We start from the raw sequence: 26,110 nt of genomic DNA, 5'->3' as shown, positions 1-26,110 counted from the left end.
ATGAACGGGCCGCTTCGGCAGCAGAGCGTCACGGTGCTGGGAGCCACCGGCTCCATCGGCACCAGTACGCTCGACGTGATCGCGCGCCACCCCGAGCGCTACCGGGTGCATGCGCTGACCGCGCATCGCTCGCGCGAGACGCTGCTGGGCCAATGTCGGCAACATCGTCCCGCCGTGGTGGTACTTGGCGACGAGCGTGATGCCGTCTGGTTGCGCGAGCGGCTGTCGCAGGCGGGGCTGGCCACCGAGGTGCGTGCCGGTGAAGAGGCGCTCATCGAGGTGGCAGGCGCCACCGAGGTGGACGTGGTGATGGCGGCCATCGTCGGCGCTGCGGGGCTGCTGCCGACGCTGGCCGCGGTGCGCGCCGGCAAGCGTGTGCTGCTGGCCAACAAGGAGGCGCTGGTGATGTCCGGCGCACTGTTCATGGACGCCGTCACTCGCCATGGCGCCACATTGTTGCCGATCGATTCCGAACATAATGCCATCTACCAGTGTCTACCACCCGAGCATCGCGGCGGCCTGTCCCGCCATGGCGTGACTCAGCTGCTGTTGACCGCCTCCGGGGGGCCGTTCCGTGGCTGGACCCCGGAGCGCCTGGCTACGGTGACGCCGGTGCAGGCCTGCGCTCATCCCAACTGGTCGATGGGGCGCAAGATCTCGGTGGACAGCGCGACACTGATGAACAAGGGGCTGGAGCTGATCGAGGCATGCTGGCTGTTCGATGCCCGGCCCGAGCAGGTGCAGGTGGTGGTGCACCCACAGAGCGTGATCCACTCCATGGCCGCCTACAGCGATGGCTCGGTGCTGGCACAGTTAGGCAACCCGGACATGCGCACGCCGATCGCCTATGGCCTGGCCTGGCCCGAGCGCATCGATGCCGGCGTCGAGGCGCTGGACCTGTTCCGGATCGCCCGGCTCGACTTCGAGGCACCCGACGAGGCTGCCTTCCCTTGCCTGCGGCTGGCCCGCGAGGCGATGCAGGCGGGAGGGACCGCGCCGGCCGTACTCAACGGCGCCAACGAGGTGGCCGTCGATGCCTTCCTGGCGGGCCGGTTGGGTTTCCGCGGAATCGGCGATCTGGTGGAAGAGGTCCTGGAGGCATTGCCGGTAGAAGCCGGTGGCGACCTGGAAACCATCCTCGCTGCCGACGCCCGGGCGCGCCAGGCGGCGAGCGAGAGGCTGGAAGGACGCTGAACCGATTCGCCAGCGAACCGAGTGATTTTTCAAGGTCAAGGAGACTGTATTGGGCCTGATCCAGAACGTGCTGGCCGTCATCGTGGTGCTGGGCCTGCTGATCACCTTCCACGAGTTCGGCCATTACTGGGTGGCGCGCCGCTGTGGTGTCAGGGTGCTGCGTTTCTCGGTGGGCTTCGGCAAGCCGATCTGGTCCCGCGTCGATCGTCATGGGACCGAGTTCGCCTTGGCGGCGATTCCGCTCGGCGGCTACGTCAAGATGCTCGACGAGCGCGAGGCCCCGGTGCCTGGCGACCAGCTCCATGAGGCATTCAACCGCAAGTCGGTATGGCAGCGCATCGCCATCGTCGCGGCGGGCCCGCTGGCCAATTTCCTGCTCGCCATTGTGGCCTACTGGGCGCTGTTCGTGGCCGGTACCACGACGGTGGCGCCGATGGTGGGCGAGGTGACTCCCGATTCGCCGGCATCCCGTGGCGGCCTGCAGCCAGGCCAGGAGATCGTGGCAGTGCAGGGCAACGAGGTGCGCTCCTGGGATGAGATCAACTTGCGCCTGATCGCCGATATCGGCTTCAGTGGCGAACTGGCCATCCAGGCACGCGACGATGCCTCGACCGACCCCAGGGAGTATCGCCTGCCCGTGCAGGACTACCTGGTGCGCCAGGATCCGCCCCGGCCGCTGCCCACGCTCGGTATCACCCCGTGGCAGCCGCGCTTTCCCGCCGTGCTGGGCCAGGTGGTCGACGGCGAGCCCGCTGCGGAGGCGGGGCTGCGTGCCGGCGATGAGGTAGTGGCGGTGAACGGCAACCCGATCGAAGAGTGGATGGACTTCGTCAGTGTGGTGCGGGCCAGCCCGGGCGAACCCCTGGAACTCGAGGTGGCCCGTGGCGACGAACACCTTGCGTTGACGCTCACGCCGGGCTCTCGAGAGCTCGAGACGGGGGTCGCCATCGGTTATGTCGGTGCCGGCGTCGAACCGGTGGAGTGGCCCGAGGAGTTTCGCCGCGAGATTCGCTACGGTCCCGTGGCGGCGGTGGGGCAGGCATTGAGCCGTACCGGCGAGATGACGCTGCTGACCCTGAATGCCATCCGCAAGATGTTGGTGGGGCTGATTTCGCCGACCAATCTGTCGGGTCCCATCACCATCGCCCAGATGGCGGGGGATACGGCGCGCACGGGACTGGAGAGCTTCGTCAGTTTCCTGGCCTACCTCTCGATCAGCCTGGCGGTGCTCAATCTGTTGCCGATTCCGGTACTTGATGGCGGCCACCTGCTTTACTATTTCGTCGAGGCGGTTCGCGGTCGGCCGGTGTCGGAGCGGGCCCAGGCGTTCGGGCTGAGGATCGGTCTGGCGCTGGTCGGCATGCTGATGCTGATGGCCCTGTATTTCGATCTGATGCGTCTCTGGTAGCAAGCGCCCCCTCCGGGGCACAGGGAGGCAGAGCTTCGCTCTGCCTTGTCAGTCACCCGCACATATGTATATGGTGCCTGTCTGGACAGGCAGGCGGATCAACGCGAGCGAAGCGACTGCATGAATATCAAGACCCTCGGACTGGCGGCACTGCTGCTGGCCGGTTCCAGTACGGTGCTGGCCGAATCTTTTGAAGTTTCCGACATTCGCGTGGAAGGACTGCAGCGGGTTTCCGCCGCTTCCGTCTTCAACGCCTTTCCCATCAGCGCGCGCGATCAGGTGGATGATCGCGAGCTTGCCGAGGCGGCCCGCAGCCTGTTCGCCACCGGCCTGTTCGAGGACATTCAGCTTGCCCGCGACGGCAATGTGCTGGTGATCCAGGTCGTCGAGCGACCGACCATCTCGCGCCTCAACATCAGCGGCAACAAGCAGCTCTCCGAAGAGGATCTGCGCCGCGGGCTGCGCGAAGGCGGTCTGGCGGAAGGCCAGGTGCTTCAGATCTCGACGCTCGAGGACATCCAGCGCGAGCTCGAAGGCGTCTACCAGGCCCAGGGGCGCTACAGCGCCCGCATCGAGACCAGCGTGCGCGAGATCGACGAGGGCCGGGTCCAGGTCGATATCGACATCAACGAAGGCGCGGTGGCCAAGATCCGCCAGATCAACATCGTCGGTAACCGCCAGTTCGACGATGATGAGCTGCGCGAGGTGTTCGAACTCAACGACCGGCCCGGGCGCTTCTTCGGCTGGTTCTCCAAGGACGAGTACTCCCGCGAAGCGTTGGCCGGCGATCTGGAACGGCTGCGCTCGTTCTATCTCGATCGTGGCTACGTCAACTTCAACATCACCTCCACCCAGGTTTCGATCAGCCCTGACAAGTCGCAGATCTTCGTCACCGTCAACGTCGACGAGGGCGGTCAGTACCGCCTGGGCGACATCGGTTTCGTCGGCGACCTGCAGGTCAGCGAGCGCGAGGCACGCAACCTGCTGCAGGTCGAGAGTGGCGACATCTTCTCGCGCAGTGACGTCACGGCGTCCACCGAGGCACTGCGCTCGCGGCTTGGCGCCGAAGGCTTCGCCTTCGCCAGGGTCGAGGGTGTGCCGCAGCCGCGTGCCGACGGCGAGACCGTCGATCTGACCTTCAGCGTCGACCCGGGTCGACGCGCCTACGTACGCCGCATCAACTTCATCGGCAACACCACCACCGAGGACGAGGTGCTGCGCCGCGAGATGATCCAGATGGAGGGGGCGCCGGCCTCCACCGAGTCGATCAGCCAATCGCGTCGTCGTCTGGAGCGTCTGGGCTTCTTCCGCCAGGTCGAGGTGGAGACCCAGCCGGTGGCCGGCGAGTCCGACAAGCTCGACGTTACCTATACCGTCGAAGAGCAGCCCTCCGGCTCGGTCTCGGCCAGCATCGGCTTCTCCCAGAGCGCCGGGGTGATCTACGGCGCGGCGCTGGCCCAGAACAACTTCCTGGGAACCGGCAACCGCGTCAATATCGGCGCCCAGCGCAGCGACACCTTCACCAGCGTGAATTTCGGCTACACCGACCCCTACTGGACGCTGGACGGTATCTCGCGCGGCTACAATCTCTTCTATCGCGAGACCGATTACGAAGATTCGGACATCTCGACCTACTCCACCGACGCCTACGGCGCGGGGATCAACTTCGGCTATCCGATCAGCGAGCTGTCGCGGCTCAACTTCGGCACCAGCATCGAGGACATCACGGTCAAGACCTACCGCGATACCGCCTCGGAGATCGTGCGCTACGTCGACGAGCAAGGTGAGAACGCCCAAAGCCTCAAGCTCACCGCGAGCTGGACCCGCAACAATCTCAACCGCGGCATCATGCCCACCTCCGGCGACTACCAGCGCCTGTCGCTGGAGACTGCCGCCCCCGGCAGCGACGCCGACTATTACAAGTTGCGTGCCCGTGCCCAGCAGCTCTTCGCCCTCAACGAGGAGGAGACCTGGGCGCTGAAGTTCGGCACCACCCTGGGCTACGCCGACAGCATCGGCAGCGATCCCTATCCGTTCTACGAGAACTTCTTTGCCGGTGGCCTGGGCTCGGTGCGCGGCTATACGGGCAACACGCTGGGCCAGCGCACCACGCCGCGCGAATCCGGGCGAGACCGCACCCTGGGCGGCAACGTACTGGTCGAAGGCAGTGCCGAACTGCTCTTCCCGCTGCCGTTTATCGAGGATCAGCGTTCGCTACAGACCGGGTTCTTCGTCGATGCCGGCAACACCTTCCTGACCAGCTGCTACCCGGTGGTGGAAGGCGATGGCCCCTCGCGCTGCTCGTCGGGTGTCGACCTGGGCGATCTGCGCTACAGCATCGGCGTGGGGCTCTCCTGGCTGACGCCGGTCGGGCCGTTGACCTTCAGCATTGCTGAGCCCCTCAATGACGAGAGCGGCGACGACACTCAGTTCTTCCAATTCTCGCTGGGCCAGACGTTCTGAGCCGGCCTGCCAAGGGGATATTTCGCATGCGCAAGTTGACAGCCATTCTCTGCCTGGGCCTGTTCGCCGTCATGGCTGCACCGGCCTACTCGGCCGAAGTCGCGATGCTGGATTGGCGCCAGGCGCTGCTCACATCCGATGCCGCCCAGCGCTCCATGCAGGAACTCGAGAGCCGCCTGGCCGGCCAGCAGCAGGAAGCGCAGTCGCTGGGCCAGGAGCTGTCCCGGCTGCAGCAGCGGCTGCAGCAGGAGGGCGACAGCCTTCCTGACGCCGAGCGCCAGTCGCTGATTCAGGAGTTCCAGCAGAAGGGAAGCCGCTTCGAGCAGTTGCGTCAGCAGATCATGGAAGAACAGATGCGCGCCGAGCAGGAGTTCCTGCAGCAGGCCGAGCCGAAGCTCGATCAAGCCGTCGAGCAGGTCATTTCGCGGCACGGCGTTCAGGTACTGGTGGAGCCCCAGGGCGTGCTGCACTCCGACCAGGAGCTGCCCAACCTGACGGATGAAGTGATCGAAATTCTCAACTCACTCAACTGAACATGGCGGCAACTCCTGCCGCACGCTGTCGATACGGGTTTCCATGACGCACCCTGCTATTCACGAATTCACCCTGGCCGAACTGGCCGAGCGGCTCGGCGCCAACCTGGTAGGTGATGGCAACCAGCGAATCCGGGGCCTGGCCACGCTCAAGGAAGCCGGCCCCGATCAGGTGGCTTTCGTGGCCAGTCGTTCCTACCTCAAGGACCTGTCCAGTACCCGGGCCGGTGCCGTGCTGCTGCAGCCCGAGCATGCCGCCGCCTGTTCGGTGGCGCGCCTGGAACTGAAGAATCCGTATCTCGGCTATGCCCAGCTGTCGCAGCTGTTCGACCCGATTCTGGCAACCCCGCAGGGCGGCATCCATCCTGCAGCCGTGGTGGCAGACGACGTGACGCTTGGCGAGCGGGTCGAGATCGGCCCCAATGCCGTCGTCGAAGCCGGCGTCGAGCTGGGTGACGAGGTGGTGGTCGGTGCCGGTTGTTTCATCGGCGCAGGCACGCGCATCGGGGCGGGCTCCCGCCTACACCCCAATGCTACCGTCTGCCACGGTGTGATCGTCGGCGAGCGCGTCATCCTGCACAGTGGCTGCGTGATCGGTGGCGACGGCTTCGGTTTCGCCCACGACGGCAGCCGTTGGCACAAGATTGCACAGCTCGGCGGTGTGGTGCTGGGCGATGACGTCGAAGTGGGCAGCTGCTCCAGCATCGATCGCGGTGCACTCGACGATACCGTGATCGGTAACGACGTGAAGATCGACAGCCAGGTGCAGATCGCGCACAACGTGCGTATCGGCGACCACACGGCGCTGGCCGGCTGCGTCGGTATCGCCGGTTCCACCCGCGTGGGCAGCAATTGCATGCTCGGAGGCGGTGTGGGGCTCGCCGGACACCTGACCATCTGCGACGGTGTGCAGGTCACCGGCATGAGCCTGGTGACCAACTCGATTCATGAGCCGGGTGTCTATTCATCGGGTACCGGTGCCATGTCCAACGCCCAGTGGCGCAAGAACGCGGTGCGCTTCAAGCAACTCGACGACTTCGCGCGGCGACTGGCGCGGCTCGAGAAGCGCGACCGGCAGGGTTGAGACAGGGTCGGGCGGCGCTATAATTCCGCCTGCCTGACGCAGGCGTTTTTTCGGGAAGCCGGGCGGCGCGCACCGACGCTCGCGATGGCTTCCCTACTTCATTTCAGAGGTCGCTACGATGGTAATGGACATCAACGAGATTCGTGAGTATCTGCCGCACCGATACCCTTTCCTGCTGATCGATCGGGTGCTGGAACTGAACCTCGGCGAATCCATCGTTGCCTACAAGAACGTCAGCATCAACGAGCCGTTCTTCAACGGTCATTTTCCCCACCACCCGATCATGCCCGGCGTGCTGGTGCTCGAGGCGCTGGCCCAGGCCTGCGGCATCCTGGGCTTCAAGACCGTCAACAAGCTGCCGGCCGACGGCTACGTCTATTACCTGGTGGGTAGCGACAACGTGCGTTTCAAACGACCGGTGATGCCGGGAGATCGCCTGAGGCTGGAAGCGAAGGTCGAGCGTGAAAAGCGCGGCATCTGGAAGTTCGCCTGTCGTGCTACGGTAGATGGCGAACTGGCCTGCGAGGCCGAGGTCATCTGTGCGGAGAGGAAGGTTTCTTGATACATACCACTGCCATCGTCGACCCTGGGGCACGTCTGGCCGAGGATGTGGAAGTCGGGCCCTTCAGCGTGATCGGCCCCGATGTGGAGATCGGCCCCGGCAGTCGCATCGGTCCTCACGTGGTCATCAAGGGGCCGACCGTACTGGGGGCGCGGACCCGTATCTTCCAGTTCGCCTCGGTGGGAGAGGATTGCCAGGACAAGAAGTATGCCGGCGAGCCGACACGCCTGGTGATGGGCGACGACAACGTCATTCGCGAGTGCGTGACGCTGCATCGCGGCACCGCCCAGGATCGCGGCGAGACCACCATCGGTTCGCGTAACCTGTTCATGGCCTACGTGCATGTCGGCCACGACTGTGTCATCGGCGACGACTGCGTGCTGGCCAACCAGGCGACACTGGCCGGCCACGTGACCCTGGGCAACTTCGTCATCCTCGGCGGGCTGTCGGCCGTTCATCAGTTCTGTCACTTCGGCGATCACGCCATGGCCGGCGGCGGCTCGATCATCACCAAGGACACCCCGGCCTTCGTCATGATCAACGGCAATCCGGCTCGGGTTCACGGACTCAACCAGGTGGGGCTCAAGCGGCGCGGCTTTTCCGCCGAGGCGATCAAGGCCCTGAACGATAGCTACCGGCTGGTCTATCGTCAGGGGTTGACCGTTCCCCAGGCGCTGGAGGAGATTCGCAACCGCTATGCGCTGCCCGAAACCGAAACCTTCGCCGCTTCCATCGAGGTCTCGACCCGCGGCATCATTCGCTGACGCGGCCTCGCAGCGAGTCTGATATGAGCAAGCTTGCGCGTGTCTATATCGTCGCCGGTGAGATGTCCGGAGACCTGCTCGGGGCGAGCCTGATGCGTGCCCTGAAGGCGCGTCATCCGCAGGTGCAGTTCCGTGGCATTGGCGGTCCCGGCATGATTGCCGAGGGTATCGACAGCCGCTTCCCGCTGGAGACGCTGTCGGTCATGGGCCTGGTCGAGGTGCTCAAGCACTTGCCGGAGCTGATTCGGGTGCGTCGCGCCCTGCGCGCCGATGCCCTGGCCTGGCGGCCGGACGTCATGATCGGTATCGATGCCCCCGACTTCAACCTCGGCCTGGAGCGACAGTTGCGCGAGGCAGGCCTCACCACGGTTCACTACGTCAGCCCCACCGTCTGGGCGTGGCGCCAGGGACGGGTGAAGGGCATCGCTCGCTCGGTCGATGCCATGCTCGCCCTCCTGCCTTTCGAGGCCGCCTTCTACGAGCAGCATCGTCTGCCGGTGGCCTTCGTCGGCCATCCGCTGGCCGATGAGCTACCGCTGGTCACTGATCGTGCGGGTGCGCGTGCCGAGCTCGGGCTGGCCGAGACTGACCCGGTACTGGCCGTGCTGCCGGGCTCGCGGGCCAACGAGATCCGCTTTCTCGGTGCGACCCTCCTCGATGCCGCCGAGCGGCTGTGCCGCGAGCGTCCCGAGCTGAAAGTGGTGATTCCTGCAGCGACGCCGCTGCGCCGTGAGGAGCTTGAGGGCCTGCTGGCAAGCCGTCCGACGCTGGACGGGCGGGTCACGCTGCTCGACGGCCGGGCGCGCCAGGCGATGGTGGCCAGCGACGCCGTGCTGCTGGCGTCGGGCACGGCGGCACTCGAGGCAATGCTGTGCCACCGTGCCATGCTGGTGGTCTACAAGATGGCGCCGATGACCCACTGGCTGGCCCGTCGTCTGGTCAAGACCGAATGGATCTCGTTGCCCAACCTGATCGCCCGCGAGGCCCTGGTGCCGGAACTGATTCAGGACGCTGCCACGCCCGAGGCGATCGTCGAGCATATCGGGCCGATGCTCGACGACGTTCGAGTCAGAGGCGCTCTGGAAGAGCGCTTCGCCGTCATGCATGCCGGGCTGCAGCGCAATGCCAGCGCCAGGGCGGCCGAGGCCATCGAGGCCTTGCTGGAGGGGCGGCCGATGCCCGCTTCGCTGTCCAGCGAGGAGCATGTCGTGGCGTCAGGTCAGGACTCGGCTGAGCAACCACAGACAGGCAGAGAGGAGACATGAGCGACTGTCCGTTTCCCCCATTGGTGATCGACTATCAGGGCCATCTGCTCGCCGGTGTCGATGAGGTCGGTCGCGGACCTCTGATCGGGGCGGTGGTGGCAGCTGCGGCAATTCTCGACCCCATGCGGCCGATCGCCGGCCTGACCGACTCCAAGAAGCTCTCGCCGCAGCGACGCGCCGACCTCGATGCCGAGATTCGCGACAAGGCGCTGGCCTTCGCCGTGGCCGAGGCGAGCCACGCCGAGGTCGACGAACTCAACATCTACCACGCCACCCATCTGGCCATGCGACGGGCGATCGATGCGCTGCCGCTGACGCCTGAATACCTGCTGGTGGACGGCAACCGCCTGCCCGGGCATCATGTTCCCGGCCAGGCGATCATCAAGGGCGACGCCCGCCATCCGTCCATCGCTGCCGCTTCGATACTGGCCAAGGTGGCCCGCGATGCCCAGATGGTGGCACTCGACGGCCTGTTTCCCGAGTACGGTTTCGCCCGCCACAAGGGCTATGCCACGCCCGAGCACCTGGATGCCCTGGAGCGCCTCGGGCCGCTGCCCGAGCATCGCCGCACTTTCGCCCCGCTGAAGGGGCAGCTCGAGCTGCTCTAGTCCTGCTGTCGTGGCCCATTCACTGCCAAGCCCCGAGCCTCTTATGACCACGCCCTTCGTACACCTGCGCGTCCATACCGAATACTCCCTGGTCGACGGCCTGGTGCGACTCAAGCCGCTGCTCAAGGCCACCGCCGAGCAGGGCATGCCGGCCTTGGCCGTGACCGACGAGGCCAACCTGTTCGGTCTGGTCAAGTTCTACCGTGGCGCCCAGAGCGCCGGGCTCAAGCCGGTGATCGGCGCCGACCTGTGGCTGGCCAACCCTCATGACGAAGGACATCCCTACCGCCTGACGCTACTGGCGATGAACGGCGTCGGCTATCGCAACCTTACCGAGCTGATCTCGCGCGGCTGGATGGAGGGGCAGCGGCAGGGACGCGCCGTGCTGGAAAAGGCCTGGGTGCTCGAGCAGAGCGAGGGGCTGATCGCGCTTTCCGGCGGCCGCGATGGCGAGATCGGAAGACACCTGCTTGCCGACCATCGGGATGAGGCAAGAGCTCTGCTCGAGGAGTGGCAGGCCGCCTTCCCGGACCGCTTCTACCTGGAGCTGACCCGCACCGGGCGGCCGTTGGAGGAGGAGTGCGTGCATCTCTCGGTGGAACTCGCCATGGCCAGCGGCGCCCCAGTGGTGGCGACCAACGACGTGCGCTTCCTCGAGCGCGACGACTTCTGGGCTCACGAGACCCGCGTCTCCATCGGCGAGGGCAAGGCGCTGGACGACCCGCGCCGCGAACGCAAGTATACCGAGGAGCAGTATCTCAAGAGCCCGGCGGAGATGGCTGAGCTGTTCGCCGATATTCCGGAGGCGCTCGAGAACAGCGTGATGATCGCCGCGCGCTGCAACGTCGATGTGCGCCTGGGCGAAATCTTCCTGCCGGAGTTCGAGATCCCCGAGGGCATGACCCAGGACGAGTACTTCCGCAAGGTCTCCCACGACGGCCTCGATGAACGTTTGAACTTCCTCTACCCGGCCGAGAAGTACCCTCGCGATAGCGCCGAGTTCGCCGAGATCGACAAGCGCTACCGCGAGCGGCTGAATTTCGAGCTCGACATCATCATCCAGATGGGCTTCCCCGGCTATTTCCTGATCGTGATGGACTTCATCCAGTGGGCCAAGGACAACGACGTTCCGGTGGGCCCGGGGCGCGGTTCCGGTGCCGGCTCGCTGGTGGCCTATGCGCAGAAGATCACCGACCTCGATCCGCTGGAATACGATCTGCTGTTCGAGCGCTTCCTCAACCCCGAGCGGGTCTCGATGCCCGACTTCGACGTCGACTTCTGCATGGAGAAGCGCGACCGGGTGATCGAGTACGTGGCCGACCGTTACGGCCGCAACGCGGTGTCTCAGATCGTCACCTTCGGCACCATGGCGGCCAAGGCGGTGGTGCGTGACGTGGCCCGTGCCCAAGGCCGGCCCTACTCGCTGGGCGACAAGCTCTCCAAGCTGATCCCCTTCGAGGTGGGCATGACGCTCGCCAAGGCGATCGAGGCGGAGCCGGCGCTCAAGGAGTTCGTCGAGAACGACGAGGAGGCCGCCGAGATCTGGGAGATGGCGGTCAAGCTCGAGGGCATCACCCGCGGCACCGGCAAGCACGCCGGCGGCGTGGTGATCGCGCCGACCAAGCTCACCGACTTCTCGCCGCTGCTGTGCGACGAGGAAGGCAACGGCCTGGTGGTGCAGTTCGACAAGAACGACATCGAGGAGGCCGGGCTGGTCAAGTTCGACTTCCTCGGCCTGCGCACCCTGACCATCATCGACTGGGCACTGGAGATGGTCGACAAGGTGCGTGCCGTCAAGGGCCAGGGGCCGCTCAACATCGACAGCATCCCGCTCGACGATGGCCCCACCTTCGAGATGCTCAAGCGTGCCGAGACCACGGCGGTGTTCCAGCTCGAATCGCGCGGCATGAAGGAGCTGATCAAGCGTTTGTTGCCCGACTCGCTGGAGGACATGATCGCCCTCGTCGCCCTGTTCCGCCCGGGGCCGCTGCAGTCGGGCATGGTCGACGACTTCATCAACCGCAAGCACGGCCGCGCCGAGATCTCCTACCCGCACCCCGACTACCAGCACGAGTGGCTCAAGCCGGTACTCGAGCCCACCTACGGCATCATCCTCTACCAGGAGCAGGTGATGCAGATCGCCCAGGTGCTGGCGGGCTACAGCCTGGGCCAGGCCGACATGCTGCGCCGGGCGATGGGCAAGAAGAAGCCCGAGGAGATGGCCAAGCAGCGCGCCGGCTTCATGGAGGGTTGTGCGGCCAACGGCATCGACAAGGAGCTGGCCGGCAACATCTTCGACCTGGTGGAGAAATTCGCCGGCTACGGCTTCAACAAGTCGCACTCGGCGGCCTACGGCCTGGTCTCCTACCAGACCGCCTGGCTCAAGGCGCACTACCCTGGTCCCTTCATGGCCGCGGTGATGTCCACCGAGATGGACAACCTCGACAAGGTGGTGCCGCTGATCGAGGAGTCGCGGCGTATCGGTCTGACCGTGACCCCGCCGGACGTCAACATCGGCGCCTACAAGTTCACCGTGGATACCGAGGGCCGGGTGGTCTACGGCCTGGGGGCGATTCGCGGTGTAGGCGAGGGCCCCATCGGCGCCATCGTCGAGGCCCGCGAGGCCGATGGCCCCTTCAGCGACCTGTTCGACTTCTGCCGGCGGGTCGATCCCAAGCGCATGAACAAGCGCACCCTGGAGGCATTGATTCGCTCGGGGGCGCTGGACAACCTGGGACCGAACCGGGCGGTGCTCGCCGCAGCGCTCGACGACGCCCTGCGTGCCGCGGCCCAGACCCAGACCAACCAGAACCTGGGCATGATGGACATGTTCGGCGAGGCCTTCGTCGACGACGCGGTCGAGAGCGATCCTTACGAGGCCTATCGCCGCGCCCGCGAGTGGACCGACAAGGAGCGCCTGGCCGGTGAAAAGGAGACCCTTGGGCTCTACCTGACCGGGCACCCCATCGACGAGTACGAGAAGGAGCTGGCGCGTTTCGTCTCCACGCGCATCAGCGACCTCAAGCCCTCGCGCGAGCCGCAGCGCGTCGCGGGCCTGGTGGTGGCCATGCGTACCATGAAGTCCAAGCGCGGCGACACCATGGCCTTCATCACCCTGGATGACCGCACCGGGCGAATCGAGGCGTCGCTGTTCGGCGAGCTGTACGACTCCCTGCGCGGCCAGATCGAGGCCGACCAGGTGTTGATCGTCGAAGGTGAGGTCTCAAGCGACGACTTCTCCGGCGGCCTGCGCCTGCGCGGCAAGGACGTCACGCCGATGGTGGCCGCCCGAGCGCGCTACGGCGAGGCGGTCGAGCTGTCGCTGGACGGCACCCGGGTCAACGGTCGCCTGATCGACACCCTGCGCGACAGCCTCGCGCCGCACCGCGACGACGGCGGTCTGCCGGTACGCCTGCGCTATCGCAACGAGGCGGCCGCCGGCTGGCTGGAACTGGACGCGCAGTGGCGCGTATCGCCCTGCGACGAGTTGCTGATCGCGCTGCGTGAAGTAGAAGGGCAGGATGGCGTGCGCCTCAAATACCGCTAGGCCTAAGAAAAGTGCCTGCGCTCGGTCATACGGCGTTAAAAAACGGCTTAAAATGCTCATTTACTAAAGTAAACTCCGCTTTTGCGCCGTTTTTTGCCTTGTCTGACCATCGCTCGCCGACTTTTCGACAGGATCTGGGCTCACCACCTTGGCTGCGGGCGGCGCCGGGGACAGGTCGCAGCGGCGGTCCTTTTCCAGGGATGGAAAAGGTAGCGCCCAGGGATGGGTTCACAGCGCCTCCGCAGAGACCTGTCGCCGGGAAAGCCGCTGTTTCACGCCTTGCGCCGCGCGTTGAGGGTGCGATAATGCCCGACACTCGAATTTATGGCTTCCGGGACGAACAGCGTTCATTATCCTTTTCCCGGCGACAGCAATGACAAGGCGGCTTAGCCACTATGAATCCCAACTATCTCGATTTCGAACAGCCCATCGCCGAACTCCAGGCCAAGATCGAAGAACTGCGCCTGGTCGGCAATGACAGCAAGCTCAACCTCAGCGACGAGATCGGTCGCCTGGAGGAGAAGAGCCGCAAGCTCACCGAGTCGATCTTCAGGGACCTGAGCCCCTGGCAGGTGTCGCAGCTCTCGCGTCACCCCCAGCGCCCCTATACGCTCGATTATCTCGAGCACGTCTTCACCGATTTCGACGAGTTGCACGGCGACCGCCGCTTCGCCGACGACCCGGCCATCGTCGGCGGGATTGCCCGCCTCGACGACCGCCCGGTAATGATCATCGGCCACCAGAAGGGCCGCGACGTGAAGGAGAAGGTGCGGCGCAACTTCGGCATGCCGCGTCCCGAGGGCTATCGCAAGGCGTGCCGCCTGATGGAGATGGCCGAGCGCTTCAAGATGCCGGTGCTTACCTTCATCGACACCCCGGGCGCCTACCCCGGCATCGACGCCGAGGAGCGCGGCCAGTCCGAGGCCATCGCCTACAACCTGGCGGTGATGTCGCGGCTGAAGACCCCGATCATCTCCACCGTGGTGGGCGAGGGCGGCTCCGGCGGGGCGCTGGCCATCGGCGTGTGCGACGAGCTGGCCATGCTGCAATACTCCACCTATTCAGTGATCTCTCCCGAGGGCTGTGCGTCAATCTTGTGGAAGAGCGCCGAGAAGGCCGCCGATGCTGCCCAGGCCATGGGCATCACTGCCGAGCGCCTGCAGGAATTGGGCTTCGTCGATACCCTGATCGAGGAGCCGCTGGGTGGCGCCCATCGTCATCCGCAGACCACCGCCGAGCGGGTCAAGGAGGCCTTGCTGGCGAGCCTCGAGCGGCTCGAGGCGATGGATACCGAGGCGCTCCTGGAGCGCCGGTATGAGCGTCTGATGAGCTATGGCGCCCCGGCATAAGAGAGAGTCTCTGCAAGCCCTGATCGACGACGCCCTGGCGGAAACCCCGCCGGGGCGTGTCGTCTGGGTGGCACTCTCCGGCGGGCTGGATTCGAGCCTGCTGTTGACACTGGCCGCAGCGGCCTGCCGTCGCCATCCCCGGCCGCTGCATGCGCTGCATGTCCACCACGGGCTGCAGCCCGCCGCCGACGACTTCGAGGTTCACTGCCGGCGGCTCTGCTCGCGACTCGGCGTGCCGCTGTTCGTCGAACGTGTAGTGATCAACCGCGACGCCGGGTTGGGGCTCGAGGGAATGGCGCGTCAGGCACGCTACGACGCCTTTATCCGCCGCATGGCCAGGGGCGATACGCTATGGCTGGCCCAGCACCGCGACGACCAGGCCGAAACCTTTCTTCTCGCCGCGCTGCGCAGCAGCGGTGTGCGCGGCCTGGCAGGCATGCCGTCCGGTCGCGAGTGGCTGGGAAGGCGCCTCGTCCGTCCGCTGCTCGCCTGTTCGCGGGCCGAGCTCGAAGCCGAGGCGGAGCGGCTCGGGGTTTACTGGGTCGATGACCCCTCCAACGCCGACGAGTCGCTCGACCGCAACTTCCTGCGCCACAGCGTGCTGCCGCTGCTGCAGTCGCGTTGGCCCCAGGCGGCCGAGGCGTTGGCGAGCAGTGCACGCCACGCCGCCGAGGCCGAGGCGCTGATCGAAGCGCTCGCTGAACACGACCTGGACGCCCTCGGCGGCGATCCCGGCCGCGTGCCGCTGGCGGGGCTCGTGGCGCTTGCGCCGGAGCGCCAGCGTTCACTGGTTCGCCATGCTTGTCGCCGGCTGAGGCTGGCGACGCCACCGTCGACCCGCCTCGCGAGCCTGCTGGCACAGCTCGAAGCTCGGCCAGATGCTCAGGTGAGAGTTGCCTGGGCTGGCGCCGAGGCGCGGATATGGCGCGGAACACTCTACCTTCGGCCGATACATGCGACCTTGAGGGCGGACTGGTGTGCCGAGTGGGATGGCATGGCCCCGCTGCCATTGCCCTGGGGAGAACTGCTGCACGCTGCGCTGATTCCAGCCGACGGTTGCCCGGTGGTGCTGACCCTGATGGCACGACAAGGGGGAGAGCGGCTGCGCCTGGCGGGGCGGGGAGGGCGGGATCTCAAACGTCTGCTGCAGGAAAGGGGCATACCCCCCTGGGAGCGTGAGCGGCTGCTGGTGGCCTGGTGCGACGGTACGCCCGTGGCGGCGTTTCAACCCGATTCGGCACGCTGGCTGGCAGTGGCCGAAGGATGGCGAGCATCGGTTGGCGAGGTGTGAGGGCTCAGTACCGGCGTGAGATGTCTCGGGCCAGCATGTCGTACAGCACGCCTTCGCGCAGCGCACCATCGGCATAGCGCATCGTGGTCAGCTCGAACGCCTCGAAAATCGATCCGAGAATCGCCACTCCGGCGGGAAAGATACGCGCGCGGTCGGGCTTGAGTCCCTCCAGGGCGACCCGGTCGAGATGGCCGCAGTCGATCAGACGTTGGCGAAGCACCCTCAATCCGCTTCTGCTGATCTCGCCAGGTGTGCCGCCGTCGGCGGCAAGCACCGAGGCGGCCGCCTTGATGGTGCCGCTGGAGCCCAGCGCCTCGTCCCAGCCCAGTTCGCTGTAACTCACCCGGAGTGGCGCAAGCTGTGCCAGAACGTCCGCTTCGGCCTGGCTCATGCGCGCCTCGCTCAACTGGCCATCGGCGAAGTGGCGCTGGGTATGGGTGACGCAACCGATGTCGAGGCTCTCCAATTTCAGCGGTTTCAGTTGTTCACCGACGATGAACTCGGTGGATCCTCCCCCGATGTCGACGATCAGGCGGCGGCCGTTCTCGGCCAGGGCATGGGCCGCGCCCAGGTAGATCAGGCGGGCTTCCTCCTGTCCGGGTATCACCTCGACACGGCACCCCAGCAGGGCTTCGGCACGCTCAATGAAAGTCTGGCGATTGCGCGCCGTACGCAGCGCACTGGTACCCACCACGCGCAGGCGCTCGGCAACCACACCCTCCAGCAGTGGGGCGAAGCGAGAGAGACATGTCATGGCGCGCTCCATCGAGGCCTCGTCCAGGCAATTGGCGGCATCGAGGCCGGCGGCCAGTTGCACCTTCTCGCCCAGTCGGGCCACGACTTGAAGCTGGCCATCGAGATAATGCGCCACCAGCAAGTGAAAGCTGTTGGACCCGAGATCGATCGCGGCCAGGCGCTGTTCCTGGGATACGCCGGAGGCGTCGCTGACGAGGTTGGGCCGTTCCGTGGGTGGGTTCATCGAAGCATCCTGATAGCGAATGGCTAAAGGGTGCGGCGACTCCCCGAGCCTGTCAATCGCATAAGGTTGATCTATAGGGTTGCGTTCCTCGCCGGCCTTGACTAACATCGGGTCGTTCGCCTGTTCCGAATGCTTTCCGACCGCGTCGCGGTCAACATCAAGTCGTCAGACAGCCCCTTCTTTGTCGCTCGTTGTCATGTGCCTTAGCCATGGTGGCACTTGAAACGCACCCAGGCGATGAATCCAGGTGACAAAGAAGCGCTGCTCCCTCGAACACGATACCGTGCGACGATCCCTTCGCAGAGTGGTCGTACAGCCACGAGCATCGCTCATGAGCGGCAGCTCTCCCGGGCTCTGAACGCACCCAAGCGGCGTACCGTTCTTTTATTCGCACCACTCCCACGGCCGCCGTGCCGCCACGCTGACATGAGCAACTTCCGAACGCACCGATGAATCTTACCGAACTCAAGCAAAAATCCGTGCCGGACCTTTTGGAGATCGCCCGTGAAATGGGCATCGACAACCTGGCCCGTTCACGCAAGCAGGACATCATCTTCGCTATCCTCAAGAAGCACGCCAAGAGCGGCGAGGATATCTATGGCGATGGTGTACTCGAAATCCTCCAGGACGGCTTCGGCTTCCTGCGCAGCGCCGACAGTTCCTATCTGGCCGGCCCCGACGACATCTACGTCTCGCCGTCGCAGATCCGTCGCTTCAACCTGCGTAAGGGTGACTCGATCTCCGGCAAGATTCGTCCGCCGAAGGAAGGGGAGCGCTACTTCGCGCTGCTCAAGGTCAGCCAGATCAACTTCGACAAGCCGGAAAACGCCAAGCACAAGATCCTGTTCGAGAACCTCACGCCGCTGTTTCCCCAGGAGCGGCTGCGCATGGAGATCGGCAACGGCTCCACCGAGGATCTCACCGCACGCATCATCGATCTCACCGCACCCATCGGCAAGGGCCAGCGTGGCCTGATCGTCTCGCCGCCCAAGGCGGGCAAGACGCTGATGTTGCAGAACATTGCCACATCGATCACGCGCAATAATCCCGAATGCCACATGATCGTGCTGCTGATCGACGAGCGCCCGGAGGAAGTGACCGAGATGTCGCGTACCGTGCGTGGCGAAGTGGTCGCCTCGACCTTCGACGAGCCGCCGGCGCGCCATGTGCAGGTCGCCGAGATGGTCATCGAGAAGGCCAAGCGCCTGGTCGAGCACAAGAAGGACGTGGTCATCCTGCTCGACTCCATCACCCGCCTGGCGCGCGCCTACAATACCGTGGTGCCGAGCTCCGGCAAGGTGCTCACCGGCGGTGTCGACGCTCATGCCCTGGAGAAGCCCAAGCGCTTCTTCGGTGCCGCGCGCAACATCGAAGAGGGCGGCAGCCTGACCATCATCGCCACCGCGCTGGTCGATACCGGCTCGAAGATGGATGAGGTGATCTTCGAGGAGTTCAAGGGCACCGGCAACATGGAAGCCCACCTGGACCGCAAGCTCGCCGAGCGTCGCGTCTATCCGGCGCTCAACATTCGCCGCAGCGGCACCCGCCGTGAGGATCTGATCGCCTCCGAAGACGAGATGCAGCGTATGTGGATCCTGCGCAAGCTGCTCAATCCGATGGACGATACCGCCGCGACGGAATTCCTCATCGACCGCTTGAAGGATACCAAGACGAACCTCGAGTTCTTCGAAGCCATGAAGCGCCGCTAGGTTTGATCGGCGGTGCGGAAAGGGGCGGCATGCTATGCTGCCCCTTTCGTCGTTCCGGAAACGGGAAATGGAATGAAGTACAACGACCTGCGCGACTTCATCGCCGCCCTGGAGGCCCAGGGCGAGCTGGTGCGCGTGACCGCCGAGGTGGACCCCTACCTCGAGATCACCGAGATCTGCGACCGCACCCTGCGCGCCGCCGGGCCGGCGCTGCTGTTCGAGAACGTCAAGGGCCATGACATGCCGCTGCTGGGCAATCTGTTCGGCACGCCGAAGCGGGTCGCCATGGGCATGGGCCAGGACTCGGTCGAAGCGCTGCGCGAGGTGGGCGAACTGCTCGCCTTCCTCAAGGAGCCCGAACCGCCCAAGGGCTTCCGCGACGCCTGGGACAAGCTGCCGATCTTCAAGCAGGTGATGAGCATGGGGCCGAAGACGGTGCGCTCGGCGCCGGTGCAGCAGGTGACTCTCGAGGGCGATGATGTCGATCTCGACCGGCTGCCGATCCAGCACTGCTGGCCCGGCGATGCCGCTCCGCTGGTCACCTGGCCGCTGGTGGTCACCCGCGGGCCGCACAAGAAGCGCCAGAACCTGGGCATCTACCGCCAGCAGAAGCTGACGAAGAACCGCCTGATCATGCGCTGGCTGTCACATCGTGGCGGTGCGCTGGATTTTCAGGAGTTCCAGCAGACGAACCCCGGCGAACCCTTCCCGGTGGCGGTGGCACTGGGTGCCGACCCGGCCACTATCCTCGGCGCGGTGACCCCGGTGCCGGATTCGCTCTCCGAGTACGCCTTCGCCGGGCTGCTGCGCGGCTCGCGCACCGAGTTGGTCAAGTGCGGCCACGCCGATCTCGAGGTGCCGGCCTCAGCCGAGATCATCCTCGAAGGCTTCATCTACCCCGACGACACGGCGCCGGAAGGCCCCTACGGCGACCATACCGGCTACTACAACGAGGTCGACGAGTTCCCGGTGTTCACGGTGACGCGCATGACCATGCGCCGCGACGCCATCTATCACTCGACCTACACCGGAAGGCCCCCCGACGAACCGGCGATACTGGGCGTGGCACTCAACGAGGTGTTCGTGCCGATCCTGCGCAAGCAGTTCCCCGAGATCGTCGACTTCTACCTGCCGCCGGAGGGCTGCTCCTACCGCATGGCGGTGGTGACCATGAAGAAGCAGTACCCGGGGCATGCCAAGCGGGTGATGATGGGGGTGTGGAGCTTCCTGCGCCAGTTCATGTACACCAAGTTCGTGGTAGTGCTCGACGACGACGTCGATGCCCGCGACTGGAAGGACGTGATCTGGGCCATTACCACCCGCATGGACCCGGCCCGCGATACCGTGATGGTCGAGAACACGCCCATCGACTATCTCGACTTCGCCTCGCCGGTGGCGGGTCTGGGCTCCAAGATGGGGCTGGACGCCACCAGCAAGTGGCCCGGTGAAACCGACCGCGAATGGGGCACCCCCATCGTCATGGACGAGGCCGTCAAGGCCCGCGTCAGCGAACGCTGGAACGAATTGGGCATCAGCCTGCCCCCCCACCCCGACGACAAGAGGCTTGCATGACCCCGAGGACCCTGAACTGCCAGGTAACGGCAGTGGAGGACCTGACCCCCGACGTGTTCCGCGTGCGCCTGGAAGGGCGTGCCGAGGCCATGGCCCACGACCCGGGCCAGTATCTCGAACTCAAGCTGGACGACGAGACCTGGGTGCCGTTCTCCATTGCCAATGCGCATGCCGACGACGGTACCCTGGAGCTGCATATCCAGCACTGGCCGGAGCGCGAGAATTCCGCCCGGCTGCGCGAGTTGATCGTGGTGGCGCACCACCTGACGGTACGCCTGCCGGGCGGCGACTGTATCCTGGATTCGACCAGCCGGCGTCCGCTGCTGCTGGTCGCCGCCGGTACCGGTTTCGCCCAGATGAAAGCCATCGTCGAGGCTTCGCTGCACGAGGCGCCGCAGCGGCCCATCGAATTGTGGTGGGCCGCCCGCGAGCGACGCGATCTCTATCTCGAGAGCCTTCCCAATGAATGGGCCGAGCAGCATGACAGCGTGTGCTTCCATGTGGTCACCGAAGTGGCGCCGGAGCCGCCGGTGACCGGTGTGCGCGTCCAGGGCCACCAGGGTCGCATCGACCAGGCGCTGGCCGCCGGGCTCGATGACGTCAGCGGGTATGACGTCTATCTTTCCGGCTCGCCGGGTATGGTCTACGCCTGCGTCGACGTACTGGCCTCGCTGGGCCTCGAGCCGTCGCGGGTCTTCTCCGATGTCTTCGCCTATGCGCCGCGCCAGCCGCTGGTACCCACCGCCGGTGTATTGCGCCGGGGAAGCGCCGGATGAGCGCCGCGCCGATCCTGATCACCGGTGGCGCCCGACGCCTGGGGCGCCACTGCGCCGAGCGCCTGGCCGAGGACGGCCACCCGGTGATCGTCAGCTATCGCCGCGAGCGGCCCGAGCTCGCGGCGCTACGCGGGCGCGGCATCGTCACCCTGCAGGCGGATTTCTCCAGCGAGGCGGGCATCCTCGACTTCATCGGCCGGCTCAAGGGCGAGACGTCCGTGCTACGTGCCATCGTGCACAATGCCAGCGACTGGGCGCCCGACAGCCAAGGCGAAGATGCCGGGGCCAACTTCGAGCGGTTGTTCCGCATCCACATGCTGGCGCCCTACCTGATCAACCTGCACTGTCGCGAGCTGCTCGAGGCGTGCGGCGAGCCGCAGCGCGACATCGTGCACATGACCGACTACGTGGTGCAGAAGGGGTCGACTCGACATGTCGCCTACGCCGCTACCAAGGCGGGGCTCGAGAACCTGACGCTCTCCTTTGCCGCGATGTACGCCCCGTCGATCCAGGTCAACGCCATCGCGCCGGCACTGATCATGCTGGGCGAGGGCGACGACGGAGCCTACGCCGAGAAGGCCAGGGCCAAGTCGGCGATGGAGACGATACCGGGACCGGGTGTGATCTACCAGAGCCTGCGCTACCTGCTCGACAACCGCTACGTCACCGGCATCACGTTACCTGTCGATGGCGGCCGCCACCTCCGCTAGAATACTCCTCCCCCCTGATAACTCGTGAACGAGGAGCCAACATGGCGAACGACCATGATTTCAAGGATGACAGCGGCCTGCTGTCGATAGTGCTGGGCCTGGTGGTGTTGGTCAGCATGAGCGCGCTGCCGGCCACGATCGGCTGGTACCAGGTGTTCGCGGGCTGACGGCCACGCTTGCCAAGCCTACGCTGATCGGGCACGATGAAGCCAGAACATCGGAGACGACCATGACACCGAACCGGCACACGACAGCAACCGCCTTCGACCGCGCCCCTCGCGCGGTGCAGGCGTGTGGCGTCAAAGGTCCGTATTGGTATTGGTTTAGTTCCGGTGTGCCCGTGGCCGGGTCCTGAGCCAGGATCGCTACGCAGGCACACCCTAACCGGGTTGCCTCCCCAGAAACCCCCGGTCGGCAACCCCGACCGGGGGTTTTGCGTTGTAAAACGCTCGAATTCAACCAGAGGAGACGCACCATGACCGCACGCCGCGCCACTTTCGCCGCCCACGCTCGCCAAGACTATTACGGCTGGGGCTATGGCTGGCGATTTAGCGCCGCGCGGTCGACCCAGTGCGCCACCTCCGACCGTGAGATGACCGGTGGCCTGACGACACGATGTATGCCGACCTCACGGAGTTGACCCCATGAATGCCCCCGCATCCTTTGCTGAACACCTGGCCGGCGACCAGGCCGACCTTGCCGCCACCCCCTCCTGCCGGGCCGGGATGACCCTGCCGACGCCCGGCGAACTGCGCCGGCGATTGCCCGTCTCGCCTCAGGTGGCGGAACGCCTCTCGGCCCAGCGTCAAGCCATCCGGGCTGTCGTCAGCGGGCACGATGACCGTATGCTGATGGTGGTGGGCCCCTGCTCGATCCACGACCCGTTGGCAGCGCTGGAGTATGCCCATCGCCTGGCCGAACTGGCACGGAAGGTAGACGACCGCCTGCTGCCGGTCATGCGGGTCTACGTGGAGAAGCCGCGTACCACGGTAGGCTGGAAGGGCCTCGCCTACGACCCCGACCTGGACGGCAGCGGCGATATGGCCCGCGGCTTGCACCTGTCCCGCCATTTGATGCATGAAATTGCCGCGCTGGGCCTGCCGGTGGCCACCGAGGTGCTACAGCCGATGCTGGCCGCCTACCTCGACGACCTGCTGGCCTGGGTCGCCATCGGAGCGCGCACCACCGAGTCGCAGCTGCATCGCGAACTCGCCAGCGGCCTGGAAGCGGCAGTGGGGTTCAAGAACGCCACCAGCGGCGACGTCGGCGTCGCGGTGGATGCCATTCGCGCCGCGGCGCATCCGCACCGGCATTTCGGTCTCGACGAGCAGGGTCGGCCCGCTCTGTGCGAGACCGCGGGCAATCCTCACGCCCATGTGGTGCTGCGCGGAGGCCACCGTGGGCCCAACCACGACAGCGTCTCGGTACGTGCCGCTCGCGAGGCGCTGGAGAATGCCGGGTTGTCGGCAAGGTTGATGGTCGACTGCAGTCACGCCAACGCACGCAAGGATCATCGTCGCCAGGCCGAAGTGCTGCGCGACGTAGTGGCGCAGCGAGCGGCGGGCGAGACGTCCCTGATGGGGCTGATGCTGGAGAGTCACCTCGAAGAGGGCAAGCAGCCGCTGGCGCCCGGGGCGCTACGCTACGGCGTGTCGGTCACCGACCCCTGCCTGGGCTGGGACGACACCGAGGCCCTGCTGCTGGAAGCGGCAGCCAGGCTGCGCTGAGCGAGGGGGCGACTGTACCTCGACGCAGGATGCCGGGATAATCCCGGCACCGCGTTGCCACAGGAGCCCCCCATGTCGTTTGTCTTCGAACACCACGATCCCGAAACCTACCGCCGCAAGGCGAGGATCATCAGCGTCGCCATGGCGGGTCAGCTGATCGTCTTCGGTCTGGTGTTTTCCCAACTGTTGGTGACTGTCTTCGGCTCCAGCTTGTGGCTCAACGCCTTGGGGGTATTCCTCGGGTTGCTGGCCACCAGCATGACCTTCGCCGTGCTGCGCGAACGGCCCTGGATGCGCGAGATGCGCTACGTCTGGCAGCTCAAGCACCATCTCTCCCGGCTCAGCGGTTATCTCGCCACCCTGCGCCGCGAGACGGAGCAGGGCAACGGCGTGGCCCTGCACCTGATGACGGCTTACCACCAGGGCATGGCCCAGCTGGCCGAACTCAACGGCCGCACCCTGGATGACGACAGTGAGCTGATTGGCGAGCGCGCCAGGATCCGCCGGCTTCGTGAGGAGCGCGGCCTGCCCGTCCAGGTCGAGGGCTTCGACCCCCACGACCTGGCGGCCTTCAAGCGCAGCTAGAAGCCGCTCCTAGGCTTCCGCCAGCAGCCGGGCGGCGCGCTTGGCGAAATAGGTCAGCACCCCGTCGGCGCCGGCGCGCTTGAAGCACGTCAGCGACTCGAGGATCACCTTGTCGGCATCGAGCCAGCCGTTGTCGAAGGCGGCCATGTGCATGGCGTATTCTCCGCTCACCTGGTAGGCATAGGTGGGCACCCGGAGTTCGTCCTTGACGCGCCGCACCACGTCCAGGTAGGGCATGCCGGGCTTGACCATCACCATGTCGGCGCCTTCGGCCAGGTCCAGCGCCACTTCGTGCAGCGCCTCGTCGCTGTTGGCCGGGTCCATCTGGTAGGTGCGCTTGTCGGCCTTGCCCAGGTTCGTCGCCGACCCCACCGCATCGCGGAACGGGCCGTAGTAATGCGAGGCGTATTTGGCGCTGTAGGCCATGATGCGCACGTTGTGCAGGTGCTCCTGCTCGAGTACCTGGCGGATCTCACCGATACGGCCATCCATCATGTCCGAGGGGGCGACCACGTCGGCACCGGCTTCGGCATGGGACAGCGCCTGCTTGAGCAGCGTCTCCACGGTGCGGTCGTTGAGCACGTAGCCGCTGTCGTCGATGATGCCGTCCTGGCCGTGAATGGTGTAGGGGTCGAGGGCCACGTCGGTGATGATGCCGAGTTCCGGCACGGCGGTCTTCAAGGCGCGTACGCTGCGCTGGACCAGGCCATTGGCGCTGTAAGCTTCCTCGGCCAGTTCGCTCTTCAGCGCCTGGTCCACCACCGGAAACAGTGCCAGGGCGGGTATGCCGAGCTCGTGTGCCTCGCGCGCCTCCTCGATCAGCAGGTCCAGCGACAGCCGCTCCACGCCCGGCATCGAGGGCACTGCTTCACGGCGCTGCTCGCCGTCGAGGACGAACACCGGCCAGATCAGGTCGGCGGCGGTCAGTGTCGATTCGCGCATCAGGCGGCGCGAGAAGTCGTCGCGGCGCATGCGGCGCATGCGCGTGGCGGGGAACTGGCGCGTGGTCATGAAACTCAAAATTTTCTACTCCGACAGTGGGGCCGCGCTGCGCCATTGGCATGACGTAACGAAAGTGTGCCCCGCAAGGGTGACAGTGCGATGGCGTTCGAATGCGTTACATCGAGTATATCAGCGCCACCCCGTGCGGGAAGTCACGCCTTGTCGCACCCGTTGCGACTCTCTAAAGTGTGGGCTTCAGGATTCGAGGCGAAGCTCTTCAATCGAGGCGCCTCTACAACAAGGAGAATGGCATGAGCAAACAAGTGGCGGTCATCCTGGCGGGCTGCGGCGTTCAGGACGGTTCGGAGATCTACGAGACCACCCTGACCCTGCTGCGGCTGGATCAACTGGGCATCGGCCATCGCTGCTTTGCACCGGACATCATGCAGCATCATGTCGTCGATCATCGCAGCGGCGAGGTAGCCGAAGGTGAATCACGCAATGTGCTCACGGAGTCGGCTCGCCTCGCGCGGGGCAACATCGCGCCGCTGGAGGAGCTCGAGGTCGACGAGTTCGACGCGGTGATCCTGCCCGGTGGCTTCGGTGCGGCCAAGAACCTGTCCAACTTCGCCGAGGCCGGCAGCGACATGGAGCCACTGCCCGAACTGGTCGAGGCGCTGGCTCCCTTCTACGAGGCGCGCAAGCCCATCGGCCTGATGTGCATTACGCCGGCCCTGGTGCCCAAGCTGCTGGGGCCGGGCATTGCCGTGACCATCGGCCACGATCCCGGCGTCTCCGGTGCGATCAGCTCCATGGGCGGGCTGCATCGCAGCTGCGGTGTCGAGGATATCGTGGTGGACTTCGAGAACCGCGTGGTGACTACGCCGGCCTACATGCTCGCCACGCGCATCGGCGAGGCCGCCACGGGGATCTTCAAGCTGGTCGAGCGTATCGACGAGCTGATGGATCTCTGACGCCGCTGGCGCCCCGATACCAAGCGCCCCCGCTGCGGTCGAGCGGGGGCGCTTCGCTTTCCGGCTTG

Annotated in this window: 21 protein-coding genes and 1 pseudogene; 20 read left to right on the top strand and 2 right to left on the bottom strand. The window is 65.7% G+C overall.

Features of this window, described 5'->3' with window-relative positions; all coding sequences use genetic code 11:
* The 12 genes from ispC to tilS all read left to right on the top strand — a co-directional run bounded on the left by ispC (position 1) and on the right by tilS (position 16,068).
* The gene (ispC, locus tag ACRWQA_RS18940) at positions 1-1,194 is read left to right on the top strand and encodes a 1-deoxy-D-xylulose-5-phosphate reductoisomerase (protein ID WP_434231579.1); all 1,194 of its coding nucleotides are present in this window, start codon (positions 1-3) and stop codon (positions 1,192-1,194) included.
* Positions 1,195-1,243: 49 nt separating this feature from the next.
* On the top strand, positions 1,244-2,602 hold the full coding sequence (gene rseP / locus ACRWQA_RS18935) for a sigma E protease regulator RseP (protein WP_263582363.1): 1,359 nt from the start codon (positions 1,244-1,246) through the stop codon (positions 2,600-2,602).
* Positions 2,603-2,722: 120 nt separating this feature from the next.
* Positions 2,723-5,065 (top strand): outer membrane protein assembly factor BamA, encoded by a 2,343-nt coding sequence (gene bamA / locus ACRWQA_RS18930; protein WP_263582364.1) that lies wholly within the window; start codon positions 2,723-2,725, stop codon positions 5,063-5,065.
* A 26-nt stretch (positions 5,066-5,091) separates the two neighbouring features.
* Positions 5,092-5,598 (top strand): OmpH/Skp family outer membrane protein, encoded by a 507-nt coding sequence (locus tag ACRWQA_RS18925; RefSeq protein WP_263582365.1) that lies wholly within the window; start codon positions 5,092-5,094, stop codon positions 5,596-5,598.
* 43 nt (positions 5,599-5,641) lie between these two features.
* Entirely contained in the window at positions 5,642-6,682 is a 1,041-nt protein-coding gene (lpxD, locus tag ACRWQA_RS18920) for a UDP-3-O-(3-hydroxymyristoyl)glucosamine N-acyltransferase (protein WP_263582366.1), read from the top strand.
* Positions 6,683-6,800: 118 nt separating this feature from the next.
* Positions 6,801-7,244, top strand: a complete 444-nt coding sequence (gene fabZ, locus ACRWQA_RS18915) for a 3-hydroxyacyl-ACP dehydratase FabZ (protein ID WP_263582367.1) — start codon at positions 6,801-6,803, stop codon at positions 7,242-7,244.
* Positions 7,241-8,008, top strand: coding sequence for an acyl-ACP--UDP-N-acetylglucosamine O-acyltransferase (gene lpxA, locus ACRWQA_RS18910; RefSeq protein WP_263582368.1), 768 nt, complete (start codon positions 7,241-7,243; stop codon positions 8,006-8,008). Before fabZ ends, lpxA begins: the two co-directional genes overlap by 4 nt.
* A 23-nt stretch (positions 8,009-8,031) precedes the next feature.
* Entirely contained in the window at positions 8,032-9,273 is a 1,242-nt protein-coding gene (gene lpxB / locus ACRWQA_RS18905; RefSeq protein ID WP_434231583.1) for a lipid-A-disaccharide synthase, read from the top strand.
* On the top strand, positions 9,270-9,881 hold the full coding sequence (gene rnhB / locus ACRWQA_RS18900) for a ribonuclease HII (RefSeq protein WP_263582370.1): 612 nt from the start codon (positions 9,270-9,272) through the stop codon (positions 9,879-9,881). Before lpxB ends, rnhB begins: the two co-directional genes overlap by 4 nt.
* A 43-nt stretch (positions 9,882-9,924) precedes the next feature.
* Positions 9,925-13,428 (top strand): DNA polymerase III subunit alpha, encoded by a 3,504-nt coding sequence (gene dnaE / locus ACRWQA_RS18895; protein ID WP_434231586.1) that lies wholly within the window; start codon positions 9,925-9,927, stop codon positions 13,426-13,428.
* Between the two features lie 395 nt (positions 13,429-13,823).
* Complete coding sequence (accA, locus tag ACRWQA_RS18890; protein ID WP_263582372.1) at positions 13,824-14,777, top strand: acetyl-CoA carboxylase carboxyl transferase subunit alpha; 954 nt, start codon at positions 13,824-13,826, stop codon at positions 14,775-14,777.
* Positions 14,761-16,068, top strand: coding sequence for a tRNA lysidine(34) synthetase TilS (tilS, locus tag ACRWQA_RS18885; RefSeq protein WP_434231589.1), 1,308 nt, complete (start codon positions 14,761-14,763; stop codon positions 16,066-16,068). Before accA ends, tilS begins: the two co-directional genes overlap by 17 nt.
* Positions 16,069-16,090: 22 nt before the next feature.
* On the opposite strand, the pseudogene ppx reads toward tilS, so the two are convergent.
* Positions 16,091-17,047: pseudogene (ppx, locus tag ACRWQA_RS18880) on the bottom strand (exopolyphosphatase); the annotation flags it as partial.
* 449 nt (positions 17,048-17,496) lie between these two features.
* Between ppx and rho the strand changes: the two are divergent.
* The 7 genes from rho (at position 17,497) to ACRWQA_RS18845 (ending at position 24,126) form a co-directional block, all read left to right on the top strand.
* Positions 17,497-18,756, top strand: coding sequence for a transcription termination factor Rho (gene rho / locus ACRWQA_RS18875; protein ID WP_263582374.1), 1,260 nt, complete (start codon positions 17,497-17,499; stop codon positions 18,754-18,756).
* Between the two features lie 72 nt (positions 18,757-18,828).
* Positions 18,829-20,328: a 4-hydroxy-3-polyprenylbenzoate decarboxylase gene (gene ubiD / locus ACRWQA_RS18870; protein WP_434231592.1), complete on the top strand. Its 1,500-nt coding sequence runs from the start codon at positions 18,829-18,831 to the stop codon at positions 20,326-20,328.
* Positions 20,325-21,104, top strand: a complete 780-nt coding sequence (locus tag ACRWQA_RS18865) for an NAD(P)H-flavin reductase (RefSeq protein ID WP_434231595.1) — start codon at positions 20,325-20,327, stop codon at positions 21,102-21,104. Before ubiD ends, ACRWQA_RS18865 begins: the two co-directional genes overlap by 4 nt.
* Complete coding sequence (folM, locus tag ACRWQA_RS18860) at positions 21,101-21,814, top strand: dihydromonapterin reductase (RefSeq protein ID WP_263582377.1); 714 nt, start codon at positions 21,101-21,103, stop codon at positions 21,812-21,814. The genes ACRWQA_RS18865 and folM overlap by 4 nt, the downstream gene beginning before the upstream one ends.
* A 41-nt stretch (positions 21,815-21,855) precedes the next feature.
* On the top strand, positions 21,856-21,981 hold the full coding sequence (locus ACRWQA_RS18855) for a hypothetical protein (RefSeq protein ID WP_263582378.1): 126 nt from the start codon (positions 21,856-21,858) through the stop codon (positions 21,979-21,981).
* A 477-nt stretch (positions 21,982-22,458) separates the two neighbouring features.
* A complete protein-coding gene (locus ACRWQA_RS18850; RefSeq protein ID WP_434231599.1) occupies positions 22,459-23,541 on the top strand; it encodes a 3-deoxy-7-phosphoheptulonate synthase in 1,083 nt (360 codons plus the stop codon).
* A 72-nt stretch (positions 23,542-23,613) separates the two neighbouring features.
* Positions 23,614-24,126 (top strand): DUF3087 domain-containing protein, encoded by a 513-nt coding sequence (locus tag ACRWQA_RS18845; protein ID WP_263582379.1) that lies wholly within the window; start codon positions 23,614-23,616, stop codon positions 24,124-24,126.
* A gap of 9 nt (positions 24,127-24,135) precedes the next feature.
* On the opposite strand, the gene hemB is transcribed toward ACRWQA_RS18845, so the two are convergent.
* The gene (gene hemB / locus ACRWQA_RS18840; protein WP_434231603.1) at positions 24,136-25,137 is read right to left on the bottom strand and encodes a porphobilinogen synthase; all 1,002 of its coding nucleotides are present in this window, start codon (positions 25,135-25,137) and stop codon (positions 24,136-24,138) included.
* A gap of 242 nt (positions 25,138-25,379) precedes the next feature.
* Between hemB and elbB the strand changes: the two genes are divergently transcribed.
* The gene (gene elbB, locus ACRWQA_RS18835) at positions 25,380-26,042 is read left to right on the top strand and encodes an isoprenoid biosynthesis glyoxalase ElbB (protein WP_263582381.1); all 663 of its coding nucleotides are present in this window, start codon (positions 25,380-25,382) and stop codon (positions 26,040-26,042) included.
* Positions 26,043-26,110: the final 68 nt, after the last annotated feature.

The organism is Billgrantia sp. C5P2 (assembly GCF_051062895.2).
The sequence above is the reverse complement of the archived record's forward strand: the minus strand, read 5'-3'. Positions and strand labels throughout refer to the sequence as shown.